The sequence below is a fragment of the Deltaproteobacteria bacterium genome (genome assembly GCA_013151915.1).
GTDB lineage: Bacteria > BMS3Abin14 > BMS3Abin14 > BMS3Abin14 > BMS3Abin14 > BMS3ABIN14.
Genome location: JAADHJ010000050.1, coordinates 47,393 through 62,909 on the forward strand (window position 1 = coordinate 47,393; position 15,517 = coordinate 62,909).

The 15,517-nt window shown below is 57.2% G+C and carries 16 protein-coding genes; all 16 read left to right on the forward strand.

Going from position 1 to position 15,517, the window contains the following annotated elements; all coding sequences use genetic code 11:
* The first annotated feature begins 46 nt into the window (after positions 1–46).
* On the forward strand, positions 47–592 hold the full coding sequence (locus GXP52_09655; protein ID NOY87545.1) for a hypothetical protein: 546 nt from the start codon (positions 47–49) through the stop codon (positions 590–592).
* Entirely contained in the window at positions 589–1,683 is a 1,095-nt protein-coding gene (locus GXP52_09660) for a YedE-related selenium metabolism membrane protein (GenBank protein NOY87546.1), read from the forward strand. The genes GXP52_09655 and GXP52_09660 overlap by 4 nt, the downstream gene beginning before the upstream one ends.
* Positions 1,684–1,858: 175 nt before the next feature.
* A complete protein-coding gene (locus GXP52_09665) occupies positions 1,859–2,200 on the forward strand; it encodes a PqqD family peptide modification chaperone (protein NOY87547.1) in 342 nt (113 codons plus the stop codon).
* The gene (locus GXP52_09670) at positions 2,181–3,209 is read left to right on the forward strand and encodes a GeoRSP system radical SAM/SPASM protein (protein NOY87548.1); all 1,029 of its coding nucleotides are present in this window, start codon (positions 2,181–2,183) and stop codon (positions 3,207–3,209) included. The genes GXP52_09665 and GXP52_09670 overlap by 20 nt, the downstream gene beginning before the upstream one ends.
* On the forward strand, positions 3,199–4,182 hold the full coding sequence (locus GXP52_09675; protein ID NOY87549.1) for an SPASM domain-containing protein: 984 nt from the start codon (positions 3,199–3,201) through the stop codon (positions 4,180–4,182). Before GXP52_09670 ends, GXP52_09675 begins: the two co-directional genes overlap by 11 nt.
* Positions 4,183–4,430: 248 nt before the next feature.
* A complete protein-coding gene (locus tag GXP52_09680) occupies positions 4,431–5,597 on the forward strand; it encodes an aminotransferase class V-fold PLP-dependent enzyme (GenBank protein NOY87550.1) in 1,167 nt (388 codons plus the stop codon).
* A 7-nt stretch (positions 5,598–5,604) separates the two neighbouring features.
* Complete coding sequence (locus tag GXP52_09685; GenBank protein ID NOY87551.1) at positions 5,605–5,889, forward strand: DUF3343 domain-containing protein; 285 nt, start codon at positions 5,605–5,607, stop codon at positions 5,887–5,889.
* Positions 5,889–6,845 carry a riboflavin biosynthesis protein RibF gene (gene ribF / locus GXP52_09690; protein NOY87552.1) on the forward strand — a complete coding sequence of 319 codons (957 nt, stop codon included), beginning with the start codon at positions 5,889–5,891 and terminating at the stop codon, positions 6,843–6,845. The genes GXP52_09685 and ribF overlap by 1 nt, the downstream gene beginning before the upstream one ends.
* A 234-nt stretch (positions 6,846–7,079) precedes the next feature.
* A complete protein-coding gene (pilB, locus tag GXP52_09695) occupies positions 7,080–8,867 on the forward strand; it encodes a type IV-A pilus assembly ATPase PilB (protein ID NOY87553.1) in 1,788 nt (595 codons plus the stop codon).
* 159 nt (positions 8,868–9,026) lie between these two features.
* Complete coding sequence (locus GXP52_09700; protein NOY87554.1) at positions 9,027–10,106, forward strand: type IV pilus twitching motility protein PilT; 1,080 nt, start codon at positions 9,027–9,029, stop codon at positions 10,104–10,106.
* Positions 10,107–10,170: 64 nt separating this feature from the next.
* On the forward strand, positions 10,171–11,379 hold the full coding sequence (locus GXP52_09705) for a type II secretion system F family protein (GenBank protein NOY87555.1): 1,209 nt from the start codon (positions 10,171–10,173) through the stop codon (positions 11,377–11,379).
* A gap of 9 nt (positions 11,380–11,388) precedes the next feature.
* Positions 11,389–13,062, forward strand: a complete 1,674-nt coding sequence (locus GXP52_09710; protein ID NOY87556.1) for a PAS domain-containing protein — start codon at positions 11,389–11,391, stop codon at positions 13,060–13,062.
* Positions 13,059–14,447: a sigma-54-dependent Fis family transcriptional regulator gene (locus GXP52_09715; GenBank protein NOY87557.1), complete on the forward strand. Its 1,389-nt coding sequence runs from the start codon at positions 13,059–13,061 to the stop codon at positions 14,445–14,447. Before GXP52_09710 ends, GXP52_09715 begins: the two co-directional genes overlap by 4 nt.
* A 230-nt stretch (positions 14,448–14,677) precedes the next feature.
* Positions 14,678–15,091 (forward strand): type II secretion system protein, encoded by a 414-nt coding sequence (locus GXP52_09720; GenBank protein NOY87558.1) that lies wholly within the window; start codon positions 14,678–14,680, stop codon positions 15,089–15,091.
* Positions 15,092–15,172: 81 nt separating this feature from the next.
* Positions 15,173–15,322 (forward strand): hypothetical protein, encoded by a 150-nt coding sequence (locus GXP52_09725; GenBank protein NOY87559.1) that lies wholly within the window; start codon positions 15,173–15,175, stop codon positions 15,320–15,322.
* 43 nt (positions 15,323–15,365) lie between these two features.
* Positions 15,366–15,517 (forward strand): hypothetical protein (locus tag GXP52_09730; GenBank protein NOY87560.1); only part of this gene is annotated, 152 nt, incomplete at its 3' end.

Genomic DNA, 15,517 nt, shown 5'->3' on the forward strand with positions numbered 1-15,517 from the left:
GGACTCTGGCCTCTGGACTCTGGACGGTCCCTTTGGAACCTGAAGCATGAAGCCTGAAACTGATTTCGGCAAATATTCCGGCAGAATGGCCGAGGTGGGGATGCTTGTCATCGCCCTCGCCCTGGTATTTCAGGCTGTCACCGGACCCGCGGTGGGTACGGGTGGCATGGAGGGTATCGCCCGTTCGGTGGAAAGGCCTGTTCTGCCTGGGGAGGCCCAGGCATTTGCCCGGGGCATAAAGGAGGCGAGACTCCTTGTCGACGGCAACGGGAATCCTGCCGCCGTTCTTGCGGAACTACAGAAACAGTACCCAGGACGCCACGAGGTCTGGGCACTGTCAGCACGATTCCAGGAAAACATGGGCGATGATCGGGAGGCTTTGATGGATTACGCAAGGGCCGTCCGCCTGAAAGGCGACTATCTCGATGAGGGTTCGCCCCTTTACCTTGGCGGACGGATCAAGAGCCTTGTCAAACGGACCTTCTCGAATTTGTCAAAGAAGAAAAAGCAGGAGGGGCTCGCCGGCGATGAAAAGGAACTGCTCAAAGTGGTTTATTTCCTCCGGCGGCGCATTGCGGGGGGGTGCGAATGAGGTGGCCCAGGGGCGATGCCCCGGTCATTATCCTGAGCGGCCTCAGCCTGGGGTTTTTGGGGGCTGCCCTCGCTTTTTGGGGTAATCCGGCCAACTCCGGAATCTGCATCTCCTGTTTCATGGAAAATCTTGCCGGCGCCCTTCATCTTCACGATGACGCCCGCATGGCCTACCTCAGGCCGGAACTGGTAGGATTCGTCGGCGGGTCTTTGATGATGGCCTTTGCCGGCAGGGAATTCCGTTCCCGATCGGGAAAGATCCCCCTTCTTGGATTTGTCATGGGGATATTTCTTATCGTCGGTTCCTCCGTCTTCATGGGTTGTCCCATTAAGATGATGCTGCGCCTTGGCGCAGGAGACCTGACGGCAGTGGCAGGTTTTCTGGGGCTGGCGGCCGGCGTCTGGGCAGGGGTATTTTTTCTGCGGGCGGGTCTTGATCTCGGAGGTGTGTCTCCCTCACGGGTGCCCTTTCAGGGGCTCCTTCTTCCCGGACTTTTCATCATCGTGCTGGCCGTCCCCTTCGTTTTCCCGGGTTCATTGGCATCGAGCGTGACAGGGCCCGGCGCACGCCACGCCCCCCTGGCTGTGTCCCTGGCGGCCGGTGTCGTCATTGGGGCGCTGGCACAACGATCACGGTTTTGTGTGACGGGGAGTTTTTCCAACCTGTACCTCGCCCGCGACATGGGCCTTATGCGCGGTCTTCTGGCGCTCCTGGTCTCCGCTGTGGGGTTGAACCTGGCACTTGGGATGTTTCATCTGGGGATGCTGGATCAGCCAGGTTCCCATCCGGACCATTTCTGGAACTTTTTGAGCATGGGTATGGTGGGCCTCGGCTCCGTCATGGTGGGGGGCTGCCCCTTCCGGCAGCTTATTCTCTCCGGGGAGGGATCCGTGGATGCGGCGGTCGTTACGCTCGGCATGCTGACGGGTGGGGGGATCGTTCATCAGTGGGGCATCGCCAGTACATCGGCCGGGCCCACGCCGGCCGGGAAGGCTGCGGTGCTGCTGGGCCTGTTCTTCTGTCTCGCCATAGCCCGGTTCTATGGATCAGGGGAGGTGGGAATGAATAAGGGCGTAGGGGCGCATCGATGAGTGAGCGAGAGGGCGTAGTATCGAGGTATCTGGAACCCAAGGTCCAACGTGATAGACTAGTCCAGAGTCCAGAGTCCAGAGTCCAGAGTCCAGAGTCCAGAGTCCGGAGTCCAGAGAGGAGAAAGGCGGCCGCGGGGGACGAAAGGGCGGTATGAAAGTGGGAGGTTATCATAAATTGGGTAAATTAATGCGAAATCCATCCGTGAACTGGAGGGTTGAGACCCATCGTGAGGAGAAGGCCCTTGAGATACTTCTGGACCCGGAAAGGGAGGGGGAGGACGGCGAAGCCGGCACGGTCGGTACGGTCACCCTTCTTAGCGATGGCGTCATGCACCAGCTTAACCTTATAGGTGGAGAGATCTGGAAGCTGTGCGACGGCAGTCGCGATCGGAATGGCATCCTCGATTCTCTCCTGCAGATCTTCGCGGCCGACAGGCAGACCGTAAAGGAAGACCTGGACGAATTTCTGAGCGACATGATCAACAGGGGACTGATCCATGAATGTGAAGAGAGATAGCGACGTCCTCTCGGCGCCCCTGACGGTCAACTGGTCCCTTTCCTACAGGTGCAATTTCAACTGCAGGCATTGCTACAGCAGGAACCAGGCCCAAACCTCCCTTTCACTGGAGGGCATCCTGCCTGTTTTGGACCTGCTTCGGAAAAAGGGCGTGGTATACGTAAACTTCGGCGGGGGTGAGCCACTGCTTTACCCAAATCTTTTCGAAGTGGTTTCCCATGCGTCTACCGCGGGTCTCAAGGTTGCCATGAACAGCAATGGATACCTTCTGGATGCCGCGGCGGCCGCAAGGATCGCGTCGACAGGGTTTTCCAGCGTTGGAATCAGCATGGACAGCCCCAGGAGGGAGGTCCATGACCGTTTCAGAAACCAGGAGGGGAGCTTCGACAGAGCCGCAGCCGCCCTGAGGCATCTCAGGTCGGCGGGGGTGCGCACCACGGTCTCGTGCGTGATCAACCGGGGCAACATGGAGGACTGGGAGGGGATGATTCCAATCTGCCGCGAACTTGGGGCCTCCACCCTCTATCTCCACAATTACAAATGTATGGGTACAGGGCTGGTGAACATGGGGGAACTGGACCTGTCGCCGGACGAGTGGGGCAGGTTCTACCGGCACGCCCTTGAGATACAGGGGGAAGTTGACGATGTCGCCCTCTCATTCGATGACCCCATTATGGCTTCCCTGACGGGGTACGCGCAGGAAAACGCGGTGCCGGGAAGTACCTGCGGAAAGCTGAGTCTGCATCTGGAACCCAACGGCGACATAACCCCATGCGGTTTCATCCCGATAGTCATCGGGAACATCCTGTCGGACGATTTCGATGAAATCTGGTTTCATTCCCCTGTTTTGGAGAAGATGAGGTACAAGAATCCTCAGGGTAAATGCGATGGGTGTTCCAGCTACGAATCCTGTCTGGGGGGATGTTCGGCCCGTTCTTTCTCCCTCGCCGGGGATTTTGACCACCCGGACCCGCACTGCTGGGTCAAGGGAGCCGGGAATGGTGATTGACGATATGTCCTGCGATCTCCCATGGAGGATTCATTGGCGCCTGGCGGGGGCGGATCCAGGACCTTATCTCGCCGCGCTCCGTCAGGCCCGCCCCCTTTCCCTCGTTCTGGAGGTTGACGATCCGGGTGAGGTCCATGCCCTGGGCCTTCCATGGGAAAATACCTCGGTGGTGGTGGTTCTGGAGGGGTGGAGAACGGCCCCGCGCCCCTTTTCGCTGACAGGGGTCTCGATGTGGGAATTTCCGGTGTCAGGGCTGGAAGAAGCGAAGGCGGCTGAAAAAACGGTTCCGAAGGCGCTGCCCCCGGGGAGGGTGGCCTTACGCTGGATTCCCGGGAGGGCAAACCTGACGGAGTTTCCCGCCATCCTGGAACTTGTCCATGCTGCCGGGTTCGGCCTTACCTTGCCAAACCGTCCGGCGGATGATATCACGGCCCGAAAAGGGGACGATCCGCCCAATTTCGAGGTCTTTGAACAAAATGACCTGTACCGCATGAGGAAATCGGCGGATGCCCTGGGGAGCCGGCGCCTCAGGATTCACGATTTTATCCTATCCACCCTCCTGGGAATAGAAGGCCCCGCACCCCAGGGGTGCGGGGCTGCCGACTCCACCGTCTTCGTTGACGGCAACGGGGTGGTTTTTCCATGTAGCTCTCTTGCGGTCAGGATGGGGAGCCTGGTGGATAAAACCCTTGAGAATATTTGGAACAGTCCCATCAGGCGGAGGATACGGAGAGACATTACAGCTTTGCCGTCTGTTTGTGGTGCATGTGACGACCTGCCCCGGTGCCTTGGTGGGTGCAGGGGCGCTGCGTTCCATACGTACGGGCACTTCGGCGCACCGGATCCCGTGTGTCCGAAGGGGGTAAGGTCCAATGTCCAACGTGATAAAATCAGTCCAGAGTCCAGAGTCCAGAGAAGGAAAAAACGTACGCGGGGACACGGAGACCAAAAGGATGTCATTGCGAGCGACTGAAAGGAGCGCGGCAATCTCATGAACCTGGACGGGATCGCTTCGCATGAGGTCTGCTTACGCCGTTGCTCTGCGGGCTTCCGACTTCGTCTTCCAGACTACGACGGACAAGATGGCGGGACAAGCGCGATGACAAGGACATACTATCCGTTACCCACGTCCTGACCCCGCTGGTTGATCTCTGGACCCTGGACTCTGGACTCCGGACGCTGGACTCTGGACTCTGGACGGTGAAGTAACATGAGGCTGAATTGAAAAAGCGTACGATCTATCTTAACAACGCGGCGACGACATGGCCCAAACCCAGGTGCGTTGTCGAGGCGGTGCTCCGGGCCATGGAGGATCTGGCTGGGACCCCCGGCAGGGCCGTTACCAGTGGTCTGGAGTGCGAGAGGGCAATATTTCACGCACGGGAGGAGGCGGCACGGTTCATCGGCGCCTCGGACAGTTCCCGGGTGATCTTCACCCCCAACGCCACGGCGGCGCTGAACCTTGCCATTACCGGTCTTCTCAAAGAGGGAGACCATGTTGTAACCACTTCCATGGACCATAATTCCGTGGCCCGGCCTCTTAAACGCGCGGCCGATGAAAAAGGTGTTGAGGTCCGACGTCTTGAATTGTCCCCCGCAGGAACCATGGAGGCTGCGGGGATCATGGACATGATTTCCCCGAATACGCGTCTTATCGTTCTTACGGAGGCCTCCAACGTCACCGGAAGTATCCAACCCGTCAGGGAGGTCGCCGGAGCTGTCCGGGCCATGGGAGAGAATCGCCCTCTGATCCTGGTTGACGCTGCGCAAACCGCGGGCGTATTGCCTATAAATGTGGAAGAGGATGGTGTTGACCTTCTCGCCGTGCCGGGGCACAAGTCCCTGTACGGGCCTCAGGGAACCGGGTTCCTGTACATTGCCCCCGGCGTTTCCCTGGACCCTCTCATGGAGGGAGGTACCGGGGGCCGGTCGGAGCTGACGCGTCAGCCGGAATCCCTCCCCGACAGGTTCGAGAGCGGCACGCCGAATACTCCCGGTATCGTCGCCCTCGGTAAAGCGTTGAAATTCCTATCGGACAGGGGGTTGGAGAAAATCAGGGAGGAGGAGATCAGGCTCATGGATATCCTGATGGACGGCCTGACCGGCATCAGGGGCGTCGCGCTGTTCGGTCCCCATGACCCCATGAAACGGGTCGGTGTCCTCTCCTTTAATGTGGAGGGAATGGATCCTGCCGAGGTCGGCTCATTTCTGGAAACGACGAGGGGCATTATTCTACGGGTCGGGCTTCACTGTTCACCACATTCGCACAGGACCATTGGAACCTTTCCGGAAGGCACCGTCAGGATCAGCACCGGGATATTTAATACCGAGGGCGAAATTATTGAGCTGGTTCAGGGGGTCAAGGATCTCCTGAGGGCCAGGGGATGAGTCCCAGGTGAACTCCATGATGGGGGAGTTGCTGACGGTTTTCCCCACCACCCATCTGACCTTGACCGCGGAGAAGGTATTTGGGAACGCAGGGTTGAATCACCGCACGATCATGAAACCCAGGAGAATAAGCAGTGATTGCGGCCTCGCAATCCGTCTTGATCTTTCGCAGTTGGATCAGGCCCGCGAATTGGTTCAAAGCTCCGGTTGCCTTCCGGCGACTTTCTATCAATCCGTATCGGGCGGATGGAAGCCGATTCTCCATCTTGAAATCCCGGAGGGTGGGAACTGATGGGTGGGTGGAGAAGGTTCGACGGCCTGAAATCAATCGCGAACAGAACACCGGGTTGTGTGGCGGCCATTGGCAACTTCGATGGGGTTCACGTTGGGCATCAGGAGGTTTTTTCGGCCGGTATCAGCAGGTCCATCGAGATGGGTCTGCCCTGTATGGTTATCACATTTGATATACATCCCGCCTCGCGTTTGAGGCCGCGGGAAGCTCCATGTGTCATCATGACCCTGGAGGATCGCCTCAGAATTATCGCCGGGTTGGGGGTGGATGAAGCGCTGGTTATTCCCTTTGACAAAAACCTCGCCTCCCGGTCCCCGGAGGAGTTCGCCAGGGAGGTCCTGGTTAAAGGCCTTGGCGCCGAGCAGGTCGTGGCGGGGGAAGGGTGGCGCTTCGGCAGGGACAGATCCGGCGATATGGACCTGCTCGCCGAACTGGGAAGTGAGATGGGATTTGGGGTGACGAAAGTCCCGGCCTACACTTATGGCGGTTTTCCTGTGAGCAGCACGAGAATACGGGGAGCCCTCAACAGAGGAGACGTGGGCCTGGCCCGGAACCTTCTTGGCAGACCCCACTTCATCCGTGGGTCGGTGGACCGGGGAGAGGGGAGAGGGCTTGAACTCGGATATCCCACCGTCAACCTGGAATGCGGGGAAGTGCTTCTGCCGTCCGGAGGTGTTTACGCGGCCGGATTTTCCTGCGAGGGGAATATTGGTCCCGCCGCCGTCAATATCGGAAGACGCCCCACCTTCGGATCAGGGCCGACAACTTTCGAGGCCCACCTCTCCGGAATGGAAGGGGACCTCTATGGGAAGGAGATCACCATCTTTTTTCTGGCGAGGCTCAGGGATGAGCACCCCTTTCCGGACCAGGAAACGCTCAAGGCCCAGATCGGGAGGGACGTTGAGCGATCGAAACGGTCCTTTTCCCTATCCGTCATACAGGGAATTCCCCTGTGACCGAGGGAATTCAAAGGGGTGAATTCGGTCTTATCGGGTTTCCGGTGGGACATTCCCTCTCCCCGGCCATTTTTCAGGGTGCTTTCCGTGAAGATGCATGGGGACAGGACCGCTGAATTCATGCCCGCCGTCCCGGGGACGGTTCGTGGATAAGCTTGACAAAATTGCGGTTCTGAAGATAGCCTATGGGGCGAAGAACGGGTTTCCCGGGAAACCCATAAGGAGAGGAGTTAAATGTCTGCAGCCAGGCTGGGAGAGATGCTCGTAAGGGCCAAACTGATCGATGAGGAGCAGCTCAAACAGGCTCTCGAGGAACAGAGCAAATCCGGTGGCAGGCTTGGCTACAACCTCGCCAAGCTTGATATCCTGAGCGAGGCTGACGTTGTCGCTTTTCTGAGCAAGCAATACGGGGTGCCTTCCATTAATCTTGCCGAGTTCGAGATCGAGCCCAGCATTCTCAAGCTTATTCCCGGGAAAACGGCCAAAAAATACCAGTTGATTCCCATCAGCCGCACCGGTGGGACACTGACCCTCGCCATGGCCGATCCGACCAATGTCTTTGCCCTCGATGATATCAAATTCATGACCGGATACAACGTCGAGCCGGTGGTCGCCTCCGAGACGGCCATCGAGGATGCGATAATGAAGTACTATGAATCGAGCGGATTCGGGACGGGGAAGGCCCAGATCGATTCAACGGATTATAACCTTGATGATGCGGACTACAGCGGATTCGACGGGGAAATGGAGGCCGGGCCGCTTCTGGACGTTGAAGAGTTCGACAACCTTGTACAGGGCGCTGTTGACGATGTGGAGGTTATTGAGGACGAACCGGACATACTGACCGGTGAGGTGGATGCTCCCATCGTCAAGCTGGTAAACGGCTTCCTGATCAAAGCCTACAAGATGAAGGTCAGCGACGTCCATGTTGAACCGTATGAAAAAGTCATGAGAATTCGTTACCGGCTCGATGGTGTCTGCAAGACCATGATGAACCTGCCGCTGAAGATTCGCAATGCGGTGATTTCCAGGATAAAAATCATGTCGAAGCTGGATATCGCGGAGAGACGGTTGCCCCAGGACGGCCGGATCAAGATGAAGCTTGGGCGCAGAGCCGAGGTCGACTTCAGAGTTTCCGTTCTCCCCACCCTTTTCGGGGAAAAGATCGTTCTCCGGCTGTTAGACAAGTCCAACCTTCAGCTCGACATGACCAAGCTTGGTTTCGAGGAGGGATCCCTTGCCCATTTCAAGGAGGCCATCCACAAACCGTTCGGTATGGTTCTGGTGACCGGTCCAACCGGCAGTGGTAAAACCACCACCCTCTATTCGGCTTTGGCTGAGCTCAATACCGAGGACGTGAATATCATGACGGCCGAGGACCCCGTCGAGTTCAACCTCATGGGGATCAATCAGGTCCAGATGCACGACGAAATCGGTCTGAATTTCGCTGCGGCCCTCCGCTCTTTCCTCCGGCAGGACCCTGACATCATTCTCGTGGGTGAGATCAGGGATTACGAGACCGCCGAGATAGGAATCAAGGCCGCCCTCACGGGGCATATGGTTCTCTCGACCCTTCACACAAATGACGCGCCATCTACGATCAACAGGCTCCTTAACATGGGCATCGAACCGTTTTTGGTTGCCTCGTCCGTCATTATGGTAGTGGCACAGAGACTTGCCCGCCGCGTCTGCGAGTCCTGCAAGCAGGTGGTCGAAGTGCCGGAGAAGGCACTGATTGACATAGGGTTCTCCCCCGGGGAGGCCAAGGGGATTACCTGTTACAAGGGCGAGGGATGTACGGCCTGTGGCGGGACGGGGTACAAGGGAAGGATCGCCCTCTACGAGGTCATGGCCGTGGACGATGATATAAAGGATGTTATCCTGAAGGGCGGAACGACCTTCGAGATCAAGGACGCGGCGATCCGCGCCGGGATGTTGACCCTCAGGAGGAGCGGACTTACGAAGATCAAGGAAGGAGTCACCACCATCGAGGAGGTCCTCAGGGTGACCTTTGGAGACTAAGATTGATTGGGTCGTAAAAAGTCCGTTTATGGCTTTTTACGAAGTCATCAAAATTGATTTCCGGCCATGCAGCCTGTCGGCCCGGGGAGATGGAGGAAAACTGAAATTATGGACCATGTGAAGCAGGACGACGGGTCCGGGTCGGATAACGCCCAGGAGGTGCCGGGCATCCATCAGATGCTGAAATTCATGGTGGAGAACACCGCCAGCGATCTTCACATTACCCCCGGAACCCCACCACAGTTTCGAATAGACGGAGAGCTACGGCCCCTCAACGTGCCCGCCCTTGGTCCAACGGATACAAAAAATATCGCCTATAGCCTGCTTACCGACGCCCAGAAACACACCTTCGAGGAAAGCAAGGATCTGGACTTTTCCTTCGGGATCAAGGGCCTGTCGAGGTTCAGGGCCAACGTGTTCCAGACGCGGGGGTCGGTTGGGCTTGCCATCAGAACCATCCCCTTCGAGATCATGACCTTTGAATTTCTTGGGCTTCCCAAAGTCGTGGAGAATCTGACCAAGAAGCCGAAAGGCCTGATCCTGGTCACAGGGCCTACCGGGAGTGGAAAGTCCACTACCCTCGCCGCCATCATCGACCGCATCAACTCCACCCGCCACGAGCATATTATTACCGTTGAGGACCCTATCGAATTTCTACATCCCCACAAAAGCTGTGTGGTAAACCAGCGGGAGGTGGGAGCGGATACGGAGTCCTTCAAAAAAGCCCTGAAATACATTCTTCGCCAGGACCCGGATATTGTTCTCATCGGGGAGATGAGGGACCTGGAGACCATTGAGGCGGCGCTGACAGTCGCCGAGACCGGCCACCTGGTTTTCGGCACCCTTCACACCAACAGTTGTGTCCAGACGATTAACCGGATCCTCGACGTGTTCCCCCCGTACCAACAGCCACAGATCCGGGCCCAGCTGTCCTTTGTCCTCGAGGGAGTTCTCTCCCAGACCCTCATCCCAAAAAAGACCGGCGGCCGGATTCTGGGGCTGGAGATCATGGTTCCCAACGCCGCCATCCGGAACCTTATCCGGGAGGACAAGATCCACCAGATCTACTCGAGCATGCAGGTCGGGCAAACCAAATTCGGGATGCAGACCATGAATCAGTCTCTCCTGGATCTGTACCAGAAGGGAATCATTGCTTTGGACGAGGCCCTGGGACGTACTGCCCATCCTGAAGAGATGCGCCAGATGCTCATCCAGGCCGGGGTGAGCCTGGGAGCGTAGTTTATGCCTGTTTGCCGAACAGCCGCGGCCGACTGACCCGCACCCTTAATTAGGGAGGTAATTGATGCCTGTTTTCAAGTGGGAAGCCCGAACCAGAATGGGAGACGTTAAAAAGGGGGAGATGGAGGCTCAGACTGCCGATGCCGTCAACACCGCCCTCCGAAGGCAGGGAATGACCCCCTCCAAGGTTAAAGCCAAACCAAAGGAGATCAAGATTAACATCCCCGGCTTCGGGGAGAAGGTCAAGGATAAGGACGTTGTTATATTCACCCGCCAGTTCGCCACCATGATCGATGCCGGGCTGCCCCTTGTTCAGTGTCTCGAGATCCTCTCGGAACAGTGCGACAACAAGACCCTGGGCAAGGCGCTGGAAACGATCAAGAGCGATGTGGAGGGCGGCGCCTCCTATGCGGAGGCTCTTTCCAAACACCCCAAGGTTTTCGATGATCTCTACGTGAACATGGTGGAAGCCGGGGAGACCGGAGGTATCCTCGACACGATCCTGTCGCGTCTGGCCACCTACATGGAGAAAGCCATCGGGCTGAAAAAGAAGGTTAAATCGGCCATGGTCTATCCCCTTGTTACGGCCAGTGTCGCGGTGTCGGTTGTGGCAGTGCTGATGATCTTCGTAATTCCCAAATTTGCCGACATGTTTACCGGGCTGGGGGGGGAATTGCCGTATATTACCCAGATGGTGATCAACCTGAGCAACTTCGCAGCGAGCTGGAATATGCTGATCTTCGTCGCCCTGGTCATAGTGGGCGGAATTATCCTGAAAAGATACTATAAAACCGAGGAAGGGATGCGCCGGATCGACGGCATGATGCTCAGAATGCCGATCTTCGGACCCCTCATCAGGAAGGTCGCTGTCGCCAAATTCACCCGGACGCTGGGGACAATGCTCTCTTCCGGAGTGCCTCTGCTGGACGCCCTTGAAATCTGTGCCAGGACCTCGGGTAACAAAATTGTCGAGAGGGCCGTTTTCAGAACCCGTGAGAGCATCAGTGAGGGCAAGACCATCGCGGAACCCTTGGAAGAAACCGGCGTTTTTCCGCCCATGGTGGTCCAGATGATCAGCGTGGGAGAGGCCACGGGAGCCCTTGACAGCATGCTGGGCAAGATAGCCGATTTCTACGATGACGAGGTTGACACCGCGGTGGGAACCCTGACCTCTCTTTTGGAGCCCCTGATGATGGTTTTTCTCGGAGGGGTTGTGGGGTTCGTGGTCATCGCAATGTATCTTCCCATCTTCAAAATGGCCGCTCTGGGGTAAGCAGGACAGATGGCCCCAGGGGCTGATCCCTCTCCAAATCCATTTCAGACCGAACTGCGGCTGCTCCTTAAGGTCCTCATGATCTTCAGGATAGCCACCGTTACGCTCTTTCTCGTGGCGACGGTGGCCATGCAGGTCAAGGGCAGCCAGACTTTTTTCTTCGCGCCCATCTACGCCGTCTACCTGGTTGTTGTCGCCGTCTATCTGCTGACGATCCTCTTCGCCGGCATATTCAACCAGGTCCGCGACGGCCGTCGTTTGGCAAAGGCCCAGATTGCCGTTGACCTGGCCATCTATACGCTGATAGTCTATCTGACAGGGGGGTACGAGAGTCCCTTCCCGTTTCTATTTATCTTCTCTATCCTCTGGTCCTCCCTGGCCCTGCGCTCCGGAGGCTACTGGACGGCCTCTTTTTCCGCCATCCTCTACAGTGCGACTGCAGGCCTCATGTACTATGGCGTTCTTTCGCCGCCCCTTCCACAGTCGATGCCCTTATCTTCCGCAGCCAATCCATGGGATCTTCTGGGGCGGGTCGGCCTGAATATTGCGGCATTCTACGCTGTGGGCTTTCTGGGCCAGCAGATGGCGAAAAGGTATACGATAGCCAAGGAGGCCCTCACCGAAAAAGCGGCGGACCTGGAGAAGCTGCAGCACCTGTCCGATGTGGTGTTTGAGAGTATCAACAGCGGCATAGCCGTTCTGGACGGCCGGGGAGGTATTCGATCCATGAATTCATCCGCCTACGAAATTCTTGGGCCGACCGGCATTAAACCCGGAATTCCGCCGCCACCGGATGCCTTCGGGAGCATACCTCTGAACGAGCTCTGTGCGCGGGCCTCCGACAGGCAGCTCGACCGGTGGGAAGGAAGCTTTACGGCCCGAGGCGGGGAGAGCCGTATCATGGGCCTTTCCATATCCCCCCTGAAGGAACCGGAGATGGGATTTGTGGTAATCTTTCAGGACCTCACCGAGCTTAGACATCTTGAGGAAAAGCTCAAAAAGGCCGAAAAATTGACGGCTCTTGGACAAATGGCGGCCAGTATCGCCCACGAGGTGCGCAATCCCCTGGCCTCGATGAGCGGGTCAATCCAGATCCTGAAGGATTCCCTCCATGTCGAGGATGAAAATCGAAAGCTCATGGACATCGTTCTGAGGGAGACGGGACGCCTGGACTACCTGGTCGGGGATTTTCTGACCTACGCCAGGCCGCCCACCCCACACTTTCAGGATGTTGATCTTCGAACGATTATCGAGGAAACGGTACGATTTTTCCAGAGCAGTCCTGAATCGGCTTCGGTGGATATCGATCTTGACCTCCCGGCAGGCCCGGCGGTCCTCTCTGTGGATTCGTCCCAGATCAGGCAGATCCTCATCAACCTCCTGAAAAACGCCGTCGATTCCATTGCCGGAGCCGGCAGGATCGAGATTGCCCTGAAACGGGAGGAAGGAAAATCGGGGTTGGAAACCATCCTGCTCCTGTCGGACGATGGATCGGGAATATCGGAGGATATTCTGCCCGTGTTGTTCGAGCCTTTCAAAACCACCAAGGAGCGGGGGTCGGGGCTCGGCCTTGCTATCGTCTACCAGCTGGTTGAGGTCCACCAGGGCCGTATCGAGGTCCAATCCAGGGAAGGGGGCGGGACGGTCATCAGGATCAGTCTTCCCCCATGGAGATCGGAATGAGCAAAAAGAAAAAGGGACATGTGCTGGTTATCGATGATGAAAGGAGCATGCGCGACATGTTGGAGATCTTCCTGGGCAGGGAAGGTTATTCGGTCCAATGCTGCTCTTCGGCCGGAGATGCCCTGGATGCCCTGAAGATCGAAGGACCCTTCGATTTGGCCATTACCGATATCAACATGCCGGGGCTGTCCGGATTCGATTTCCTTCGCCAGTCCCGGAGCGCTTACCCGGATATGCCGGTTCTCATGATCACTGCCTACAGTTCCCCCGATTCAGCGGTGGAGGCCATGAAGCTCGGAGCCGAGGATTACATTACGAAACCGTTCCGCATAGAGGAGATCAAGGCGAGGATCAGCGCGGCCATTGAGAGGCGGCGGCTTGCCGAAGAGAACGTCGAGCTCCAGAAACTGCTTGAGGCACGCTTCGGTTTTGAGAGCATCGTGGGTAAAAGCGAGTGCATGCGGAGGGTTTTCGATATTATCGAGAGGGTCAGCGATATGGACACCACGGTGGTCATATCGGGGGAGAGCGGCACTGGGAAGGAGCTTATCGCACGGGCGCTTCATTACCACGGCAAGGAGAGAAAAGGGCTCTTCGTAACCGTGAACTGCGGCGCCCTGGTGGAAACCCTTCTGGAAAGCGAGCTCTTCGGGCACAGGAAAGGCTCCTTTACGGGTGCGGATACGGACAGAAAAGGTCTTTTTGCGACAGCTGCAGGCGGAACCCTGTTTCTCGATGAGATCACCGAGACATCCTCCGCCTTTCAGGTTAAACTGCTCAGGGCCATTCAGGAGCGGGAGGTTGTCCCCGTCGGGGATACACGCCCGGTCAAGGTGGACCTGCGCATCCTTGTGGCGACCAACCGGGATCTGGCAAAGGAAGTAAGGGAGGGCCGTTTCCGGGAAGACCTGTTCTACAGGTTGAACGTGATCCATATTGAGGTTCCTCCCCTGAGTGACAGGAAGGAGGATATCCCCCTGCTCATCGACCATTTTCTTAGAGCCCTTTGCGACCGCCAGGGAAGGCAGGTTCCCGTTTTTTCCCAGGATGCCATGAAGGCCCTCATGTCCTACAGCTATCCGGGCAACGTACGTGAACTCGAAAACATCGTCGAACGCGGGGTGGCTCTGGCCACAGGGGATATCATCGGTGCGGACCTGCTGCCGCCGGAGGTCGGGCGGATGGACGGGATGGTCCGGCCATCGGGTGTTCCGTCGCCTGAAACGGCCCAGCTTGACACCCTTCTGGAACGGTACGAAAGACAGATTATCGAGAAAGCTCTTAATCAGGCCGGAGGGAACAGGACCAGGGCGGCCGAGCTCCTGGGCGTGAGTTTCCGGTCCCTCCGGTACCGCCTGAAAAAGTACGGCATGGCGGAGGAGTGAATTTCCAGACACTCCCGGTCACTTCGGGTGACGTAAATTGTCACTATATTCCCCGGCTAATTCCCTGTAAATATCCCGTGTCGTAATCAAATGTTGTTATATTTCAGATGGTTGCGGTTATTTCAGGCGGTCTGAACCTTTCCGGCAACCCTTGGCACAGCCCTTGCTCCCTTCCGGGTGAAAACATACATGCCCACCCCACTCGATTTATAGAAAGGAAGGGAAGCGAAATGTTGATGAAAATGAGAAAAGGTGAAAAAGGTTTTACCCTGATCGAGTTGATGATCGTCGTGGCGATCATGATCATTGGAATCCTGGCGGCCATCGCCATCCCCAACTTCCTTAACCTGAAGGACAAGGCGATCTTCGGGACGGCCAAGGCGAACATGGACGTAATCAGGTCCACACTGGCGGCTTATGCGGCCAACGACCCGTCCAACAAGTATCCATCCGCCGTGACTTGGGGCAGTGCCATACTTGTAAACGCCAATCTGCCCTCTGATCAAGCGGATGCCAAATTGAGCGGTTTCAGTTACGCCACTGATGGCACCGGCTTTACCATTACGGCTAATGCCACTAACCGGTATGCCGACACATTGACGGGAACCCCCTCCGGGGTTACCCCGAACACCTATAATCACTAGAAGGCCGACAGGGTAGACTGTATTGAGGACGGCGGCTTTTGGCCGCCGTCCTCTTTTCCGGCGGATATGGGGAATCGTGTAATGCCGCATGGACGAAAGTGGGCCGGAGTGCTCTTTATCCTTGTACTTGCGGTCCGTCCACACTTCTCCGGGGTGGCATATCCTTTCTTTCAGGGTTTTCTCCTCGCGGTGACGCTGCTGGCTGTGGGCCTTTTCCTTCTTGCTTCTTGAGCCACCATCCCCGAGTCAATACCGGCCCGAGGCCCTTCGCCCGATGTGGCCCCTTCTCTTTCTGGCTCTCTGGTCGCTGGCTTCCCTCTGGTGGAGCGCCGATCCCGGACAGGGGGTCCGCGAATCCGCGACCCTTCTTCTTGATCTTTCAGCCTTCGGTCTCGCGGCCAGCCTGGTTTCCGCCGATAAGGTGAG